The 16,990-nt window shown below is 65.3% G+C and carries 17 protein-coding genes; 12 read left to right on the top strand and 5 right to left on the bottom strand.

The genetic code is table 11. The features are described 5' to 3' along the window. Positions 1 to 197: 197 nt before the first annotated feature. Both HPY67_08310 and HPY67_08305 read right to left on the bottom strand, forming a co-directional pair. Complete coding sequence (locus HPY67_08310; GenBank protein ID NPV04719.1) at positions 198 to 998, bottom strand: enoyl-CoA hydratase; 801 nt, start codon at positions 996 to 998, stop codon at positions 198 to 200. Positions 999 to 1,107: 109 nt separating this feature from the next. Beyond that, the gene (locus HPY67_08305) at positions 1,108 to 2,760 is read right to left on the bottom strand and encodes a propionyl-CoA carboxylase (protein ID NPV04718.1); all 1,653 of its coding nucleotides are present in this window, start codon (positions 2,758 to 2,760) and stop codon (positions 1,108 to 1,110) included. 313 nt (positions 2,761 to 3,073) lie between these two features. Between HPY67_08305 and mazG the strand changes: the two genes are divergently transcribed. The 12 genes from mazG (at position 3,074) to HPY67_08245 (ending at position 14,310) form a co-directional block, all read left to right on the top strand. After that, complete coding sequence (mazG, locus tag HPY67_08300) at positions 3,074 to 3,883, top strand: nucleoside triphosphate pyrophosphohydrolase (protein NPV04717.1); 810 nt, start codon at positions 3,074 to 3,076, stop codon at positions 3,881 to 3,883. A gap of 47 nt (positions 3,884 to 3,930) precedes the next feature. Beyond that, complete coding sequence (locus HPY67_08295; GenBank protein ID NPV04716.1) at positions 3,931 to 4,131, top strand: DUF2065 domain-containing protein; 201 nt, start codon at positions 3,931 to 3,933, stop codon at positions 4,129 to 4,131. Positions 4,132 to 4,315: 184 nt separating this feature from the next. Next, positions 4,316 to 5,350: a tRNA preQ1(34) S-adenosylmethionine ribosyltransferase-isomerase QueA gene (queA, locus tag HPY67_08290; GenBank protein NPV04715.1), complete on the top strand. Its 1,035-nt coding sequence runs from the start codon at positions 4,316 to 4,318 to the stop codon at positions 5,348 to 5,350. A 90-nt stretch (positions 5,351 to 5,440) separates the two neighbouring features. Beyond that, a complete protein-coding gene (gene tgt / locus HPY67_08285) occupies positions 5,441 to 6,628 on the top strand; it encodes a tRNA guanosine(34) transglycosylase Tgt (GenBank protein NPV04714.1) in 1,188 nt (395 codons plus the stop codon). 17 nt (positions 6,629 to 6,645) lie between these two features. Further along, positions 6,646 to 6,948 carry a preprotein translocase subunit YajC gene (yajC, locus tag HPY67_08280; protein ID NPV04713.1) on the top strand — a complete coding sequence of 101 codons (303 nt, stop codon included), beginning with the start codon at positions 6,646 to 6,648 and terminating at the stop codon, positions 6,946 to 6,948. A gap of 18 nt (positions 6,949 to 6,966) precedes the next feature. Continuing rightward, positions 6,967 to 8,571, top strand: coding sequence for a protein translocase subunit SecD (gene secD, locus HPY67_08275; protein ID NPV04712.1), 1,605 nt, complete (start codon positions 6,967 to 6,969; stop codon positions 8,569 to 8,571). A 127-nt stretch (positions 8,572 to 8,698) separates the two neighbouring features. Beyond that, positions 8,699 to 9,616 carry a protein translocase subunit SecF gene (gene secF, locus HPY67_08270; protein ID NPV04711.1) on the top strand — a complete coding sequence of 306 codons (918 nt, stop codon included), beginning with the start codon at positions 8,699 to 8,701 and terminating at the stop codon, positions 9,614 to 9,616. 4 nt (positions 9,617 to 9,620) lie between these two features. Further along, positions 9,621 to 10,133 carry a DUF456 domain-containing protein gene (locus HPY67_08265; protein NPV04710.1) on the top strand — a complete coding sequence of 171 codons (513 nt, stop codon included), beginning with the start codon at positions 9,621 to 9,623 and terminating at the stop codon, positions 10,131 to 10,133. Between the two features lie 16 nt (positions 10,134 to 10,149). Beyond that, positions 10,150 to 10,767 (top strand): signal peptidase I, encoded by a 618-nt coding sequence (lepB, locus tag HPY67_08260; GenBank protein NPV04709.1) that lies wholly within the window; start codon positions 10,150 to 10,152, stop codon positions 10,765 to 10,767. Positions 10,768 to 11,054: 287 nt separating this feature from the next. Next, the gene (locus tag HPY67_08255; GenBank protein NPV04708.1) at positions 11,055 to 12,701 is read left to right on the top strand and encodes a peptide-binding protein; all 1,647 of its coding nucleotides are present in this window, start codon (positions 11,055 to 11,057) and stop codon (positions 12,699 to 12,701) included. A 156-nt stretch (positions 12,702 to 12,857) separates the two neighbouring features. Then, entirely contained in the window at positions 12,858 to 13,187 is a 330-nt protein-coding gene (locus tag HPY67_08250; GenBank protein NPV04707.1) for a hypothetical protein, read from the top strand. Continuing rightward, on the top strand, positions 13,165 to 14,310 hold the full coding sequence (locus HPY67_08245) for a hypothetical protein (protein NPV04706.1): 1,146 nt from the start codon (positions 13,165 to 13,167) through the stop codon (positions 14,308 to 14,310). Before HPY67_08250 ends, HPY67_08245 begins: the two co-directional genes overlap by 23 nt. Positions 14,311 to 14,344: 34 nt before the next feature. Here HPY67_08245 and HPY67_08240 read toward each other — a convergent pair whose 3' ends face one another. The 3 genes from HPY67_08240 to HPY67_08230 form a co-directional block, all read right to left on the bottom strand. Then, positions 14,345 to 15,280 (bottom strand): radical SAM/Cys-rich domain protein, encoded by a 936-nt coding sequence (locus HPY67_08240; protein NPV04705.1) that lies wholly within the window; start codon positions 15,278 to 15,280, stop codon positions 14,345 to 14,347. A 126-nt stretch (positions 15,281 to 15,406) separates the two neighbouring features. Further along, entirely contained in the window at positions 15,407 to 15,739 is a 333-nt protein-coding gene (locus HPY67_08235) for a 4-carboxymuconolactone decarboxylase (protein NPV04704.1), read from the bottom strand. 134 nt (positions 15,740 to 15,873) lie between these two features. Next, on the bottom strand, positions 15,874 to 16,839 hold the full coding sequence (locus HPY67_08230) for an ExsB family transcriptional regulator (protein ID NPV04703.1): 966 nt from the start codon (positions 16,837 to 16,839) through the stop codon (positions 15,874 to 15,876). Between the last annotated feature and the right edge of the window lie 151 nt (positions 16,840 to 16,990).

The raw sequence follows: 16,990 nt of genomic DNA, 5'->3' as shown, positions 1-16,990 counted from the left end.
CGAAAATTAGACTCTGCAACACAATGTTGTTTTGCACACCCTCAGGGGCGGCTTCACCTCTCGGGGCAAGCCGAACGGCTCGGCGACTCCCGCGCTGCCTCCCGGCGGTGCGGGCACGTCGGGCCGATTGCAGTCCGTCTCACTCTCCCGTTAAGCTCGGTTCGAGCTCTTCCGCGATGGCGGCCGAGCGGAACTCCCTACTCACCGATAAAGTTCGGTTTTCTCTTCTCCGCGAAGGCGGCCAGGGCCTCCAGGCGGTCCTTCGTGGGGATCGTCACCTCGTAGGCCTTCGACTCGAGGGGCAGCGCCACCCCGAGGCTCGCCTCGGTGCCGTAGTTGATGGCGAACTTCGCCTGCGCCACGCCGACGGGGCCGTTCTTCGCGATCTCGCGGGCCAGCTCCAGGGCCGCGTCCATCAGCTTGTCGGGCTCCACGACCTTGCTCACCAGGCCGATCTCGAGGGCCGTCTTCGCGTCGATCCGGCGGGCCGTGTAGATGAGCTCCTTGGCCTTGGCCACGCCCACGATCCGGGGCAGCCGCTGCGTGCCGCCCGCGCCGGGGATGATGGCGAGGCTCGTCTCGGTCAGTCCCATCAGGACGTTGGACGAGCAGATGCGGATGTCGCAGGCCAGCGCCAGCTCCGTGCCGCCGCCGAAGGCGAAGCCGTTGATCGCGGCGATGACGGGCACGCGGACGTTCTCGACGGCCGTGAAGGTGTTGCGGATCGTGAAGATGAAGCGGCGGACCTGGTCCTGCGTCAGCGTGCGCCTCTCCTTCAGGTCGGCGCCCGTGGAGAAGGACCACTTCTTGGGGTCGTCGCCGGCCTTGGCGCCCGTGATGATGATGCACCGCAGGCTCAGGTCGAAGTTGGCCTCGCGGATGACATCGGCCAGGGCGGCCAGCAGGTCGAAGTTGAAGCAGTTCATGGCATCCGGACGGTTCAGGGTCAGAATCAGGATGCCGTCGTCGGTTTTTTCTTGCAGCAGAATGTTGGACATGACTACCTCCCTCTCTATCTCGTTCCCTTTTCTTCGATTGCACAAACCGGGAAGGGGCCCCGGCCCGTCGGGCCGGGGCTTTCCTTCCGGACAAGTCGGATCGCGTGAATTAGACCTTCAGATCGCCCCAATCGGTCTTGCCGGCGGGCACGCGGTAGCAGAGCTCCAGGGCACGGGCCAGCTTGTCGCGGACCTCGCTGAAGGCGATGACGCCGTCGTGGAACAGCAGCGCGCCGGTGAGGAAGGGGTGGCCTTCCGCGTCGTAGCGCTCGCGCATCATCTGGCGGAACTTGGCCATCTCCTCCTCGTTGACCTGCTGCCCGCGGTCGATGATGTTCTTGCGGCGCACGGACTCGACGATGAAGCCCGCCGTCTCGCCGGACATGACCGTCGTGCGTCCCCGCATGTTCGTGAAGCAGAAGACCGGCCGGAAGGCGCGGCCGCACATGCCGTAGTTGGCGGCGCCGTGGTCGGGGCCGATGACGTACTGGATCTTCGGGACGTTGAGCACGGAGCAGGTGCGGACCATGTCGGAGCCGTACTTGCCGATGCCGCCCCACTCCTCGGCCTTGCCGACCATGTAGCCCGGCGAGCCCTGCAGGAACAGGACCGGCAGGCCCTGGTTGCCGCAGCGGATCATCCACTCCGTGGCCTTGCGGGCCGCCTCGATGTAGATGACGCCGTTGGCGTTGGAGGCGATGAAGCCCACGGGCAAGCCCTTGAGCCACATCTTGCCTGCCACGATCGTGTCACCGCGGTTCAGTCCGTAGGTGGGCTTGTACTCGTGGATGTAGCTGTCGTCGGCCAGGCACTTCAGGGTCTTGCGGATGTCGATGAAATGATACGTGTTGATGGGCGTGTCGCGCATCATCTCCTTGAAGTCGAACCTGGGCTCGACGGTCTTGCGGCGCTCCACGTAGAGGGTCTGCGGGGGCTCGAAGTCGATGATGTCGCGCAGCTTCTTGATGCCCTCGTCCTGGCTCCTCACGAAGTGGTCGCAGCCGCCGGAGTGCTGGGTATGGACGTAGGCGCCGCCGAGGTCCTCGGCCGAGACCGTCTCGCCGATCGCCGACTTCACCATGGGCGGACCGGCCAGGAACGCGAAGGCCAGCTTCTCGATCATGATGGACTCGGAGGCCAGGTAGACGATGTAGGCGCCGCCCGCCGTGTTGCCGCCCGTGGAGAGCGTGTACTGGCGGATGCCCATGGCGGACATGCGGCACATGTTGTAGAACATGCTGCCGAAGTGGCCGTCGTCGGCGAAGCAGCCCAGCTGCAGAGGCAGGTTGATGCCGCCGGAGTCGGCGATGTAGACGCAGGGCAGGCGCAGGCGCTCTGCTATCGCCTGGGCCCTCATGTGCTTCTTCAGGGTGATGGGGAAATAGGTCCCCGCGGCGTAGCGGTTCTCGTTTGCGAAGATCATGCAGTCGCGGCCCTGGATCGTGCCGACACCCGTCACCAGGCCGCCGCCGGGGATGTGGCCGCGCTTTTCGGACTCGTAGATCTCGCCGCCGTAGAGCTTGATCTTGCCGATGTTGTAGCCCGCATCGATCCCGACCTCGAAAAACTCCGTCCCGGGGTCGATGAGCTGTTTGATGAGGTCGCGCATGGGCTTCTTGCCCTGCTTGGCCAGTCGGGCAACCTGCTCCTCGCCGCCGATGTTGTAGGCCTCCTCACGGTGCTTCATGAGGATCGCATCCTGCTCTTCCCAGTGCTTCAGGTTGCTCTCACGCTCCGCTGCAAGCCTCTCGGCCCTCGTCATTTTCTTCTCTTCTGCCATGTGACTCCTCCTCTCTCCTTGAATAGAACGACAGACGTCGAATGTCTGTAGTCGGCAAAAGATGTGAAAGAACGGATGGTTGGGTGATTCTCGGCATGGTCCCCGCGGCGGGTTCTGCGGGCCCGCCCGGGCGTGTTCTGAAAACCGCGATTGCTTAACATTGAACGTCGCAAAAATCAAGAGAAATCGAAGGACCGGCGACGTAATTTTCTGCCCGGGGGCTGTTCGTTTTTTGACACGGGGCGGCAATTGTGATAACCAGACTCATCCCGAACCGGAAAGGACGAAGAATCGCATGCCGGGCGGTCCCTTCCCCGAAGCCGAGGTGCGCTTCGGAAAGCTGCTGGCCCTCATCGAGACGCTGCGCGACCCCGTCAGAGGATGCCCCTGGGACATCCGCCAGACAAAGGCCGATGTGGGCCGCTACCTGCTGGAGGAAACCTGCGAGGTCCTCGATGCCGTCGACCGGAATTCGCCTGCCGCGATGCGGGAAGAGCTGGGGGACCTGCTCTTCATGGTCCTCTTCCTGGCCCGGATCGCCGAGGAGGAAAAGATCTTTGGAATCGATGGGATCCTGGACGAGATCACGGCCAAGATGATCCGCCGGCACCCCCACGTATTCGGCGATGCGCAGGTCGAGGACGCCGCCGAGGTCAAGCGAAACTGGGACCGGATCAAGCGGGACGTGGAGAAGCGGGGCGAAGGGGATGCCTCGATCCTCGCCAGGGTGCCCCGGTCGATGCCGGCGCTGCCGAGGGCGCAGAAGCTCACCGCCGAGGCAGCGAAGGTGGGGTTTGACTGGGACTCCGCCGAGAGCGTCATCGAAAAAATCAGGGAGGAATTGGCGGAATTGAGGGAGGCCCTCTCCGGGCCGGACCCGGACCGCGTCCGCGACGAGGTCGGGGACCTCCTTTTTTCGATCGTCAACCTGAGCCGCCACGTGAAGGTCAATGCCGAGGAGGCCCTGCGAGCGGCGAACCGGAAATTCGAGGAACGCTTCCTTTATATAGAGCAGAGGCTCAGGGAACGCGGGAAGGACCCCGCATCGTCCAGCCTGGAAGAAATGGACGCCCTGTGGGAGGAAGCAAAAAAAGAGAAGCTGTGAAGGTGAGAAGTTGAGAAGTTGAGAAAAGACAGGAAATCAGACCGACCATGGAAAACGTCAATCTCAAATTTTTCCTGTGCGTGATCGGGATGGTCCTCGTCCTGGAGGGGCTGCCCTATTTCGCCTTCCCTGAAAAGCTCAAGTCCCTCTACCTGAAGATGCAGGAAGCCTCGGACACGTCCCTGCGGATCATGGGGTTTCTGGCCATGATCATCGGCCTGCTGCTCGTCTACTTCGGCACGAGCTGACATGCGACCCGTCCCGACGAAAACACCGAACAATTTTCTTGACTTTCCTCTTCATTTGCAGTTATTTGCATTGTCGCGGAGTAATGAAAGAACGGAATGATTGATAATGGGATTCCGGTCATCGGAATCTTTTTTTTATTCAATCCCCCATCATTCCGTCAGTCCCCATTGCCGCTTTTTTATGATGAGACTGCAAGATTTCGACTACACGCTCCCCGAGGAGCTCATCGCCCAACGGCCCGCACCGGACCGGGAGAGTTCCCGGATGATGGTGGTCGACAGGGGGACGGGCGGCCTGCAGGACCGGGTTTTTCGCGATTTCCCGGAGATGCTCCGAAAGGGCGACGTCCTCGTCATCAACGACTCGAAGGTGATCCCGGCGAGGCTCTTTGCCCGCAAGACGACGGGCGCCGCGGTCGAAATCCTCCTGCTGCGAAGCCGCGAGGGGGCGTCCTCGGCACGGTGGGAGGCGCTGCTGAGGCCCGCCAAGCGGATCCGGGCGGGCACGACGATGGAACTCGGCGGCGGGGACGCCGTCCGGGTTCTCGAGCGGATCGATGACCGGAAATGGGTGGTCGAGTTCCAGACCGACGAGCCCTTCGAGCGCTTCCTGCAGCGCCGGGGCCATGCGCCCCTGCCCCCCTACATCCGGCGCCCGAGGGACGGGGCCGTGTCGCCTGACGATCTCGAGCGCTACCAGACCGTGTACGCGAAGCGCCCGGGCTCGGTGGCGGCGCCGACGGCGGGCCTGCATTTCACGGAGGCCATCCTCGACGAGATCCGCGGCAGGGGAATCCCCGTGGCGACCGTCACGCTCCACGTGGGCTACGGGACCTTCACGCCGGTCGAAGTCGAGCAGATCGAGGACCACACCATGGACGAGGAGGTCTTCGAGATCAGCGCCGAGACGGCCGAGACGGTCAACGCCGCAATGCGCGTCGTCGCCGTGGGGACGACCTCCACGAGGGTCCTCGAATCCGCCGCCGACGGGCAGGGACGCATCCACGCGACCTCGGGCTCCACGGGGCTCTACATCTACCCCGGCTACCGGTTCCGGCGCGTCGGGGCGCTGCTGACGAACTTCCACCTGCCGAAATCGTCCCTGTTCCTGCTCGTCTGCGCCTTCGCCGGACGGGAGCTGATGTTTTCGGCCTATCAACGGGCCATCGCGGAGCGGTACCGGTTCTACAGCTACGGGGATTGCATGTTCATCACATGAAAGGCGAAATATTGGAGCAATGGAATACTGGAATCATGGGTTCGCACATTCTGAACGCAACATTCCAACATTCCATTATTCCATCACTCCATGGCATTTATGGCATTCAGCTTTGAACTAGTAAAAACCGACCCGGACACCGGGGCGCGCCTCGGGCGGATGACGACCGCCCACGGCGAGGTGCGCACGCCCGTCTTCATGCCCGTGGGGACGCAGGGGACCGTGAAGGCCATGACGCCGGACGGGCTCAAGGAGGCGGGGGCCGAGATCATCCTCGGCAACACCTACCACCTCTACCTGCGGCCGGGCCACGAGCTGATCCGGGACCACGGCGGCCTTCACCGGTTCATGCGCTGGGACCGCCCCATCCTCACCGACAGCGGCGGGTTCCAGATCTTCAGTCTCGGCCCCCTCCGGAAGATCACCGAGGAGGGCGTGCATTTCCAGTCCCACATCGACGGCTCGCGGCATTTCCTGAGCCCCGAGCGGGCGATCGAGATCCAGCAGGCCCTGGGGTCGGACATCATGATGTGCCTCGACGACTGCACGCCCTACCCCGCCGAGCGGGCTTACGCGGAGAGATCCATGGCGCTCACGCACCGCTGGGCGAAACGGTGCCGGGAGGCGAAGGGCGGCTCGGACCAGGCCCTCTTCGGCATCGTCCAGGGCGGTGTTTATCAGGATCTGAGGAAGGCGTCCGTCGAGGCGCTCTCGGCGATCGGCTTCGACGGGTACGCCATTGGGGGCCTCAGCGTCGGGGAGCCCAAGGCGCTCATGATGGAGACCTGCGCGGCGACGGCGCCCCTGCTGCCGGCGGGTCAGGCCCGCTATCTCATGGGCGTGGGGACCCCGGAGGACATCGTCGAGTGCGTGGGCCACGGGATCGACCTCTTCGACTGCGTCATGCCGACCCGGTGCGCACGGAACGGATTGCTATTTACAAATCGGGGAAAGGTTGTTATAAAAAACGCCCGTTACCGGACCGATCAGGCCCCGCTCGACGAGACCTGCGACTGCTACACGTGCCGCAACTTCTCGCGGGCCTATCTCCGGCATCTATTCACAGCCAGGGAAATCCTGGCTTTACTGTTGAACACGATCCACAACGTCCGGTTCTACCTCGCGCTCATGGAGCGCATCCGGGCGGCCATCGCCGGGGGTTCCTTCGCGGACTTCCGGCGCTCGTTCAGGGACGGGCGCGAGGAGGGCGACGCGGGCCCGGTCCCGGCGGGACGGGCGGACGAGATCATGAAAACCAACGAGGAGGACGAACCTTGACCAGCATCGCATACGCCATGGGAGGCACAGGGGGCCAGGGAGCACCGGGCGGGGATTTCGGATTCATCCTGATGATGACGGCGATCTTCTGCATCTTCTACTTCCTGCTCATCCGGCCGGCCCAGAAGAAGCAGAAAGAGACGAAGGAGATGATCGCGAACCTCAAGCACGGCGACATGGTCGAGACGACCGGCGGCATCCAGGGCAAGGTCGCCGCGCTCACCGAGGCCGTGGTGACGATCGAGGTCGCGCCCAACGTGAAGATCAAGGTCAACCGGGCGCACATCGCGGGCCTTGTCCAGAAGGCGGCGGAGGAATAAGGGCGAAGGGGGATCCGCATGTTCCAGAGCATCAAGCTGAGAGTCCTGATCGCGGCGGCGGTGGTCCTCGCCTCGGCGTATTTTCTCCTGCCCTCCGTCGTCCCGGAGCTGCCGGCATCGGTGAAGAACCTCTTCCCGAAGAACCGGATTCACCTCGGCCTCGACCTGCAGGGCGGGATGCACCTCGTCCTCGAGGTCGACACGGCGAAGGCCCTCGAGGGGACCGTCGAGCGGCTCGCCAACAGCGTCAAGGACGGCCTCATGGAGAAGCGGGTGCGCTTCCGCGGCGTGGAGCGCCGGCCGGACAACACCATCGGCATCGAGCTGCCGAGCCGGGAGGCCCGGGCGGACCTCGAAAAGCTCCTCGCCGAGCAGTTCCCCGACCTGGAGATCCAGTCCGCCGACCTCGCCGACGGGCGCGAGAAGGTCGTGCTGCGGCTCAGGGAGAAGCGCGTCGCCGAGATGAAGAAATCGATCGTCGACCAGAGCCTCGAGACGATCCGCAACCGCGTGGACCAGTTCGGCGTGACCGAGCCCGAGATCATCCCCCAGGGCGAGGACCGGATCCTGATCCAGCTGCCCGGCGTGAAGGACCCCAAGCGGGCCGTCGATCTCATCGGCAAGACGGCCCTGCTGGAGTTCAAGCTCGTCGACGAGGAGCACAGCCTCGAGGAGGCCCTGAGGGGCAACGTGCCGGCCGGCTCGATCCTCATGAAGGGCGCCCGCGAGAGCGGCGAGCGCAGCGGCGCCCGGCGCGACACGTGGTACCTCCTGAAGGAGCGGACCCTGCTGACCGGCCAGTCGCTCGAAAACGCCCAGGTGAAGATCAGCGACCGCTTCGGGGAGCCCTATGTGGCCATCAAGTTCAACGCCCAGGGGGCCCGGGACTTCGACCGGATCACCGGGGAGAATGTCAACCGCCGTCTCGCCATCATCCTCGACGGCGTCGTCTACTCGGCGCCCGTCATCAAGGAGAGGATCTCCGGCGGCGACGCGCAGATCACGGGGGCCTTCACCACGGAAGAGGCCCGCGACCTGGCCATCGTGCTCCGGGCCGGCTCTCTTCCCGCGCCGGTCAAGATTCTGGAGCAGCGCACCGTGGGGCCCTCCCTCGGGCAGGACTCCATCGACAAGGGGATCCGGTCCGTGATCATCGGCATGATCCTCGTCGGGCTCTTCATGGTGTTCTACTACCGGCTCTCGGGCCTCGTGGCGATCCTGGCGCTCGTTCTCAACATCGTCATCCTGCTGGGGGCCATGGCGCTCTTCGACGCCACGCTGACCCTGCCGGGCATCGCCGGCATCGTGCTGACCATCGGCATGGCCGTGGACGCCAACGTGCTGATCTTCGAGCGGGCCCGGGAAGAGCTGCGCCTCGGCAAGACGCCCCGGGCCGCTATCGAGGCGGGCTACGCACGGGCGTTCCTGACGATCCTCGACACGAACGTGACGACGCTGCTCGCGGCCGTGTTCCTCTTCCAGTTCGGCACGGGGCCCGTCAAGGGGTTTGCCGTCACCCTGAGCATCGGCATCATCGTCAGCATGTTTACGGCCATCTTCGTGACGCGGATCATCTTCGACCACGTGACCTGGAACCGGAAGATCAAAGCGCTGAGCATATGAAAGGCTTTAGGCATGAGGCTGTAGGCATCAGGGCACAGGGCCCGGTTTCGATACCCGCAACAAGGGAATCCCTCTTCCGTCCCGACGCCTGATACCCGACGCCTCGAGCCCGGAGATTGGAGATCACATGGAACTCATCAAGCCCGGAATCAATTTCGACTTCGTGGGAAAGATGCGGATCGCCGCCCTGGTTTCCGCCGCGGCCATCCTGATCAGCATCGTCTCGCTCATCGCGCACGGCGGTCCCAACTGGGGAATCGATTTCGCCGGCGGAACGGTCATCCAGGTCAAGTTCCAGAAGGACGTCCCGATCGACGGGATCCGCCGCTCGCTCGACGCCGTCAACCTCAGCGAGGTCACCATCCAGCAGTTCGGCGCCCGGGACGAGCACGAGTACCTGATCCGGACGGCCGAGTCGACGGAAGACCTCAAGGGGCTCTCGGGCCGCATCGAGGACAGCCTCGCGGCGGCCTTCGGCAGGGACGGCTTCGAGGTCCGCCGCGTGGAGGTGGTCGGCCCGAAGGTCGGCAGGGACCTCACGCAGAAGGGGATCATGGCCGTTGTCTTCTCCTGGATCGCGATGCTCGTCTACATCGCCTGGCGCTTCGAGTTCCGCTTCGCCGTGGGGGGCATTCTCGCCCTGGTGCACGACACGATCATCACCGTCGGCGTCCTTTCCCTGCTCCGGATGGAGTTCAGCCTGGTCATCGTCGCGGCGCTGCTCACCATCATCGGCTACTCCATCAACGACACGATCGTCATCTACGACCGCATCCGGGAAAACATGCGCAAGAACGTCCGGCAGGAACTGGCGCAGGTCATCAACGCCAGCATCAACCAGACCCTGAGCCGCACGATCCTGACGGTCCTCACCGTCGTGCTCGTGCTCGTCTCGATCCTCCTGTTCGGAGGGGCTGTGATCTTCGACTTCGCCTTTGCGATCCTCGTCGGCGTGATCGTGGGCACCTACTCCTCCATCTTCATCGCCAGCCCCCTCGTGCTGGCCTGGGAGCGGGCGAGACCCTCGAAACGAAAGAGGAAGTGAGACCTTGACCCCCCTGGAGGCCGCGGGCCTGACGATCTTCATCCTGGTGCTGCTCATCGGGTTCTTCGCGACCCTGCTGGGGCTGCCGGGGACACTCGTCATCCTCTTGGACGCCTTCGTCTTCGCCCTGGTCACGGGATTCGAGCGGATCGGCTTCGGGATCCTGCTGGCGCTCGTCGCGATCTCGGCCCTCGCCGAATCCCTCGAGTTCCTCTTCGGCGTCACCTGGGCGAGACGCTACGGGACCTCGAAGAGGGCGATCGCGGCATCGGTGGTGGGCGGGATCGCCGGCGCCGTCCTCCTGACGCCTGTCCTCCTGGGGCTCGGGGCCCTCATCGGGTCCTTCCTCGGGGCGCTTGCGGGGGCCTTCGCCGTCGAGCTCCTCGCCCAGCAGGAGCTCAAGCCGGCGGCCAGGGCCGGCTTCGGGGCCCTGGCGGGCCGCCTGGCGGGGCTCTTCGCCAAGGGGGCCTGCGGGCTTGCCATGGTGATCATCACGCTCATGGCCATCTACTCGTGAGAGAGACGAACGCATCATGACCTCGAACCCGAAAACCGCAAAGATCCGGGAGTACGCCGAGGCGATCATCATCGCCATCCTGATCGCCGCCTTCATCCGCACCTTCGTCGTCCAGGCCTTCAAGATCCCCTCGGGATCCATGAAGCCGACCCTCGAGATCGGCGATCACATCCTGGTCAACAAGTTCAGCTACGGGGTCAAGCTGCCCTACCTGCGCACCACGATCATCCCCGTCGGCCAGCCGCAGCGGGGCGACATCGCCGTCTTCATCTACCCCGAGGACAAGTCGAAGGACTTCATCAAGCGGGTCATCGCGGTGGGAGGCGACACGGTGGAGATCCGGGACAAGAAGCTCTACGTCAACGGCGAGGCCGTCGACGACCCCCACGGGGTTCACGTGGAGGACGTCATCTACCCGAGGTCGATCCAGCGCAGGGACAACCTGGGTCCCCTCAAGGTCCCCGAGGGGACCCTGTTCGTCATGGGCGACAACCGCGACCAGAGCTACGACAGCCGGTTCTGGGGGTTCGTCAAGCTCGAGGACGTGATCGGCAAGGCCTTCATCATCTACTTCTCGTGGGACAGCGAGAACAGCGGCGTGCGCTGGAGCCGCATCGGGAAGCTCTTGCACTGACGGCGCGGCGCGCCTGTCAGATCCGCCTGTTTCGCCGGATGCCCCCAACCCGGGGGGTTCCCGTGTGCCGACCCGCCTTCCCCATGGAGCGCGATCATGAACGGGTTGCTCTCTCGGCTGCGCCGCCTTCTCCGGAGCGTGATCGACGACAGCCGGAATTACAGCTGCTGGCCCATAGACACAGGGGATCCCCGCACGCCGGACGAAGCCGTGCAGCACGCCCCCAATCACCCCGAACCCGCCAATTCCGTTGAAAAAGACGGCTCTTTGCGATAGAGTCCCTCTCCATGAACGGTCGTTCCTTCAGGGCGATGGCGGCCATCCTGGGGCTCCTGCTGACGATCCTCGCCTGTGCGGGCTCCGACAGGGACGAGGCACCCGTCGCCGCGCGCGAGGGCCGGAGCGTCCCCGCAACCGGCGACATCCTCGTCGAGGGCTCCATCGGGGACGCGAGCAACCTCATCCCCCTGCTGGCCACGGACAGCGCCTCGCACAGCATCTCGGGGCTCATCTTCAACGGTCTGGTGAAGTACGACCGGGACCTCAACATCGTCGGCGACCTGGCCGAGTCCTGGGACATCTCGAAGGACGGCCTCGTCATCACCTTCCGGCTGCGCAAGGGGGTCCGCTGGCACGACGGGCAGCCCTTCACGGCCGAAGACGTCCTGTTCACCTACCGGCTCACGGTCGACCCGAAGACGCCGACCGCCTACGCCGGCGACTTCCTGAAGGTGAAGAAGGCCGAGGTCCTCGACCCCTACACGTTCCGCGTCACCTATGACAAGCCCTTCGCCCCCGCGCTCACGAGCTGGAGCGCCGCCGTGATGCCCCGGCACCTCCTGGAGGGAACCGACGTGACACGCAGCCCGCTGGCGCGCCACCCCGTCGGCACGGGCCCCTACCGGTTCAAGGAGTGGAAGACGGGGCAGAAGATCGTCCTCGTCGCCAACCCGGATTACTTCGAGGGCCGGCCTTACCTCGACGGGCGCATCATGCGGGTCATCCCCGACATGGCCACCCTGTTCCTCGAGCTCCGGGCGCGGGGCATCGACCACATGGGGCTCACGCCCCTGCAGTACACGCGCCAGACGGAAACCCGGTACTTCCGGACCCACTTCCGGAAGTACCGCTACCTCGCCTTCGCCTACACGTACATGGGGTTCAACCTCCAGAACCCGATGTTCGCCGACCGGCGGGTCCGGCAGGCCCTGGCGCACGCCGTCGACAAGGGTGAGCTCATCGACGGCATCCTCCTGGGCCTCGGCAAGGAGGCCACGGGCCCCTTCAAGCCGGGCACCTGGCAGTACAACCCGAACGTGAGGCGCTACCCCTACGACCCGAAGAAGGCCCTCGAGCTTCTCGCGGAGGCGGGGTGGCGGGACACGGACGGCGACGGCATCCTCGACAAGGACGGCCGGCGCTTCGAGTTCGAGCTTCTCACCAACCAGGGCAACGAGGTCCGCGCCAAGACGGCCGAGATCGTGCAGCGCCGGCTCGCCGAGGTGGGCATCTCCGTGAAGATCCGCATCATCGAGTGGGCGGCCTTCATCAAGGAGTTCATCAACAAGCGCCGATTCGACGCCGTCATCCTCGGCTGGACGATCCCCATGGACCCCGACCTCTACGACGTCTGGCACTCGAGCAAGACGGGCCCCAGCGAGCTGAACTTCGTCTCCTACAGCAACCCCGAGGTCGATGCCCTGCTGGAGAAGGGCCGCGGCACTTTCGACCGCGCCGAGCGCAAGCGCTGCTACGACCGGATCCAGGAGATCCTCGCCGAGGACCAGCCCTACATCTTCCTCTACGTGCCCGATGCGCTGCCCATCTTCCACGCGAGGATCCGCGGGATCGACCCGGCCCCCATCGGCATCGGCCACAACGTGATCCGGTGGTACGTGCCGAAGGAGGAGCAGAAGTACGTGATGACGCAGTGACCGGACGGAAGTTAGGAAGCGAAGAAGCGGTGAAGTTAGGAAGCTGAGAAGTACAGAAAGAGAATGAAGGGAACACAGGAAAGCCGTGGAGTGCCACCGGACCTTCCGCGCTTCTCAATTTCTCGACTTCCCAGCTTCTGAGTGTAAGAGGGACCGATGCTCTACATGATTCTCCTGATCCTGTTCTTGCTTTGCCTCGGGGTGGTCACGTCGAGTTTCCTGGCGGGATTCACGCCGATGGAGAAGCGCCCGCCCTTTTACCGGGACGAAGCGTTTCGCCGGCGGATGGAATGGTCCTTTCTGCCGGCCGTTGCCCTGGTCATCGGCCTGATCAACATCAGCCTGACCTACACGCTCGCGATCGGCGGGGTTGCGGTCCTCCTGTCCAATTGGGTGCTCAGGCCGCCGGCCGAGGCCTTGATCGTCGAGCCGCTCTTCCGCCTGTACGCGAGGGGACACGGGGATGGAAACGCACAAAACGCGTAAGACCCTCCGCACGCCGAGGCGCAAGAGCGCCCCGCGGGCCGTCAAGGCCCCCGAGGCGCCGAAGCCCGTCCTCGACCGGGAGCCGCGGGAGCTTCCCGTGCTTCTGCTCTACAACATCGACCCCGCCTGGGAACCGGCGGAGCAGGAAGAGGCCGTCACGGCGACCGTGGAACTCATCGATGCCCTGCGCCGGGTCGGCCATCCCGTCACGCCCGTCCGGGTCGACGACATGGACCTGCGGCGATTCCTCTCCCCCTACGACCCCGGCCGTTTCATCGTCTTGAACTGGTGCGAGGCCATCCCCGGCATCGCCCACAGCGACGCCCTGGCCGCCGAGATCCTCGAGGAGATGGGCTTCGCCTACTCGGGGTCGCCGCCGGCGGTGCTGCGGCTCAGCGGCAGCAAGGAGAAGGTCAAGGACGTCCTGCTGCGGGCCGGTGTTCCGACCCCGGCGGGCTGCGTCTGCTCGCCGGGGCAGCACGCCTCGTGGGACTGCTTCCCCGCCATCGTGAAGCCCCTGCGCGAGCACTGCAGCATCGGGATCACGCCCGAGTCCGTCGTCCTGGACCGGCCGGCCCTGCTGGAGCGCATCCGGTTCGTGGCGGAGACCTACGGGCAGCCCGCGCTGGTGGAGGAGTTCATCGACGGCCGCGAGTTCCGGGTGACGCTCTGGGGCAACGAGGACGTGGAGGTCCTTCCGCCCGTCGAGATGGAGTTCTCCGCCTTCGACGACCTGCGCGAGCGGCTCTGCTCGTGGGACGCGAAGTTCAACCCGGGCTCGCGCCCCTACACCGAGATCCGCACGATCGCCCCTGCCCCGCTGACCGCGGACGAGCTTCGCCTGCTGGAGGAGATCTCCCGGAGGGCCTACCGGGCCATGGGCATCCGGGACTACGCCCGGTTCGACTTCCGCCTGCGCGACGGGATCTTCTACTTGCTCGACCCGAACCCCAACCCCGACATCAGCGCCGACGCGAGCCTGGCACTCACGGCGGAGCTTGCCGGCCTGTCCTACGGGCAAATGGGCAGCCGCCTGGTGAGCCTGGCCGCGAGGCGCCACCCGGTGTACGGTGCGGGCGCGGAGGGCGTGCCCATCGGGGATCGGAAGTTCGGCGGGAGATGACCGGGCGCCCGGCCCGTCAGGCGATCGCGCCCATTCAGCTCGTGCCCGCGCCGGCGGTGCAGACGAAGCAATGCTCGTCCGTCACGATGCGCCGCCGGGCGAGCCTCCCGGGGTCGAAGGCGGTGATGTGCCGCGGGCAGGCCTCGTCGACGGGCAGCCCCGGGACCTGGTTGAAGTCGCAGTCGAACAGGGTCCCGTCCCACCGCACGCTGACCAGGTGCCGGCACATGAGCCCCTCGAGGGTTGCCGCGTTGAAGGCCCTGCGGACCTGGGCGAGGTAGCTTTCGAGTCCCCGGGAGCGGACGAGGAACTCCCGGAAACGGCCCAGGGCCATGTTGGCGAACGCGAAGAGGCCGTCGAAGACGATCCCCCGGGCTGCGAGCTCCCTGCGATACCGGTCTTCGAGTTCCCTCTGCGGGCCCGGCAGAATCGCCCCCGGCGGGTTGTAGACGAGGTTCAGGACGAGCCCCGTTCCCTCTTTTCCATACCCCAGGCTGTTCAACCGCCGGAGCACGGACAGGCTTTTCTCGAAGGTTCCCCCGCCCCGGACCCGGTCCACGCTCGCCCCGACAACGTGCGGCAGCGACGCCACCACCTCCACGCCCTGGTCACGGTAGAACTCCGGCAGATCCGCCATCGCCGGCTCCAGGAGAACCGTCAGGTTGGTCCGCACGATGACGTGGGAGCCGGCCGCACGGGCCCCGGCGACGAGGTGCCGCAGATAGGGGTTGAGCTCGGGCGCCCCGCCGGTGATGTCGACGGTCCGGATGCCGTAGCGGCTGACGGCGCGCAGGGCTTCGTCCATGACCTCGAGGCTCATGCGTTCCCCGCGGTCCGGCCCGGCGGAGAGATGACAGTGCTTGCAGCGCAGGTTGCAGACGTAGCCGATGTTGAGCTGCAGGATCGCGACATCGGCCGCCGTCAGGGGACCGCCGAGCGCCTCTCTGACCGTGTCGTCGAAGGAACGCATCTCTTGGCCTGTTCCGTCAAATCCCCCCTTCCCCCCTTTAAAGGGGGGAACTTGTGGTCTCCCCTTTTGAAAATGGGAGCATGATCCTTTTCCCCTTTGCGAAAGGGGGATGCCGGGGGGATGTAATCAGAGAAGGATCTTCTCCGCCGTGTTGCCCGCCTGCAGGCCGTGGATGAGCGCCGCACCGCCCCGTACGGCGGAGGCCGTGTGGACGGCTTCGGTGATGTGCTCCATGTCCATCCCCTCGGCGATGCACTCGCGCGTGAAGGCGTCGATACAGTACGGGCACTGGATCGCGTGGGCAACGCCCAGCCCGATCAGGGCCTTCTCGCGCTTCGTGAGGGCCCCGGCCTCGAGAGAGGCCTGGTACCAGTCCATGAATTTCCTGAAGAGCTCGGGCTTGTGTTTCCCGACCTCGCCGAAGCGCTCCAGATCGTCGCTGTTGTAATAGTCCGCCATGTCCAGCCTCCCGTGTCGTGGCCTTGTGCTTCATGGTACCGCCGGCCGGCCCGAAAAAAAAGGGCGAAATGCCGCCGGGGCCGCATTTCGCCCTTTTCCCCTTCGTCCCGTTCCGCCGTCGGCGCCCGTGCCCCTCAGATGGCCTCGATCGTGGAGGGGGGCTTCGTCGCCAGGTTGTACGTCACGCTCACCACGCCGGGCACGCCGTCGAGGATCCTGCCGGCGATCCGCTCGAGCTTCGGCCAGGGCAGCCGCGTGGGGGTGGCCTTGCGGGCATCGACGCTGTCCCAGCAGCGGACCTCGATCTGCAGGCCGAAGTCGCGCTTGCCGGCGCGCATCCCCGTGACCCGGTCCTCGTGGAGGATCGCCAAGTACTGGAACGCCTTGACCTTCGCGAGCTCCTCCTCGACGATGACCGTCGCCTTGCGCACCAGGGCGATCTTCATGGGCGTCACCTCGCCGATGACGCGGGCCGCCAGGGCCGGCCCCGGGAAGGGGATGCGGTCGAAGAGCGACTTGGGCAGGCCCAGGGCCATGCCCACCTTGCGCACGCCGTCCTTGCGCAGCTCGATGAGGGGCTCGCTGATCCTGTAGCCGAAGGCCTTCTTCGGGTCGATGCCGATCTGCTCGAAGACGTTGTGCTGGCGCTTGATCCCGGCCGCCGTCTCCTCGATGTCCGTGAGGATCGTCCCCTGCAGGAGCACCGTGGCCTTGCTCTTGAGCACGAGCTCCCGGAACACCTTCTTGTAGAACGTCTGGGTGATGGCCTCCCGCTTGAGCTCGGGGTCCGTGATTCCCTTCAGGGCGTCGAAGAAGGCGCGGCGGGCATTGACGACCGTCACGGGGATGCCGAGCTCCGCGAACAGGGCCTTGACGCGTTTCGGCTCCCCTTCCCGCATGATGCCGTTGTCGATGAAGTACGTCTTGAGCTTCCGGCCCAGCGCCCTGTGGGCCAGGGCCGTCACGACCGACGAGTCCACCCCGCCCGACAGGGCGCTGATGGCGATGCCGTCACCCGTGATCTCCCGGATCTCCCGCACCTTCTCGTCGATGAATGTCTTCGGTTTCAGATCCTTCGCCTTGATCTCCCTGTAGGCCATGTCCCCCTCCTCGAATGATGTTCCTGACGCCGGGCCCAGACCCTGCTGAAAGGTTACGGCTTTGTAACACACCCTCCCCTCATCTTCCAGCTTTTTGACGCCTGCGACGGACCGCCACCCCGCCGGGTCCCTCGGGCTGCGGCGCCGCCGC

The sequence above is a fragment of the Syntrophaceae bacterium genome, from assembly GCA_013177795.1.
In the GTDB taxonomy this organism is placed as follows: domain Bacteria; phylum Desulfobacterota; class Syntrophia; order Syntrophales; family UBA2192; genus UBA2192.
The sequence above is the reverse complement of the archived record's forward strand: the minus strand, read 5'-3'. Positions and strand labels throughout refer to the sequence as shown.

Bases quoted from the DNA above. Each gene is read 5' to 3' on its own strand.
- HPY67_08245 (NPV04706.1), top strand. From the start codon at position 13,165: ATGGAAACGCACAAAACGCGTAAGACCCTCCGCACGCCGAGGCGCAAG.
- HPY67_08255 (NPV04708.1), top strand. From the start codon at position 11,055: ATGAACGGTCGTTCCTTCAGGGCGATGGCGGCCATCCTGGGGCTCCTG.
- HPY67_08295 (NPV04716.1), top strand. From the start codon at position 3,931: ATGGAAAACGTCAATCTCAAATTTTTCCTGTGCGTGATCGGGATGGTC.
- mazG (NPV04717.1), top strand. From the start codon at position 3,074: ATGCCGGGCGGTCCCTTCCCCGAAGCCGAGGTGCGCTTCGGAAAGCTG.
- queA (NPV04715.1), top strand. From the start codon at position 4,316: ATGAGACTGCAAGATTTCGACTACACGCTCCCCGAGGAGCTCATCGCC.
- HPY67_08230 (NPV04703.1), bottom strand. From the start codon at position 16,839: ATGGCCTACAGGGAGATCAAGGCGAAGGATCTGAAACCGAAGACATTC.
- yajC (NPV04713.1), top strand. From the start codon at position 6,646: ATGGGAGGCACAGGGGGCCAGGGAGCACCGGGCGGGGATTTCGGATTC.
- lepB (NPV04709.1), top strand. From the start codon at position 10,150: ATGACCTCGAACCCGAAAACCGCAAAGATCCGGGAGTACGCCGAGGCG.
- HPY67_08305 (NPV04718.1), bottom strand. From the start codon at position 2,760: ATGACGAGGGCCGAGAGGCTTGCAGCGGAGCGTGAGAGCAACCTGAAG.
- secF (NPV04711.1), top strand. From the start codon at position 8,699: ATGGAACTCATCAAGCCCGGAATCAATTTCGACTTCGTGGGAAAGATG.
- HPY67_08250 (NPV04707.1), top strand. From the start codon at position 12,858: ATGCTCTACATGATTCTCCTGATCCTGTTCTTGCTTTGCCTCGGGGTG.
- HPY67_08240 (NPV04705.1), bottom strand. From the start codon at position 15,280: ATGCGTTCCTTCGACGACACGGTCAGAGAGGCGCTCGGCGGTCCCCTG.
- tgt (NPV04714.1), top strand. From the start codon at position 5,441: ATGGCATTTATGGCATTCAGCTTTGAACTAGTAAAAACCGACCCGGAC.
- secD (NPV04712.1), top strand. From the start codon at position 6,967: ATGTTCCAGAGCATCAAGCTGAGAGTCCTGATCGCGGCGGCGGTGGTC.
- HPY67_08310 (NPV04719.1), bottom strand. From the start codon at position 998: ATGTCCAACATTCTGCTGCAAGAAAAAACCGACGACGGCATCCTGATT.
- HPY67_08235 (NPV04704.1), bottom strand. From the start codon at position 15,739: ATGGCGGACTATTACAACAGCGACGATCTGGAGCGCTTCGGCGAGGTC.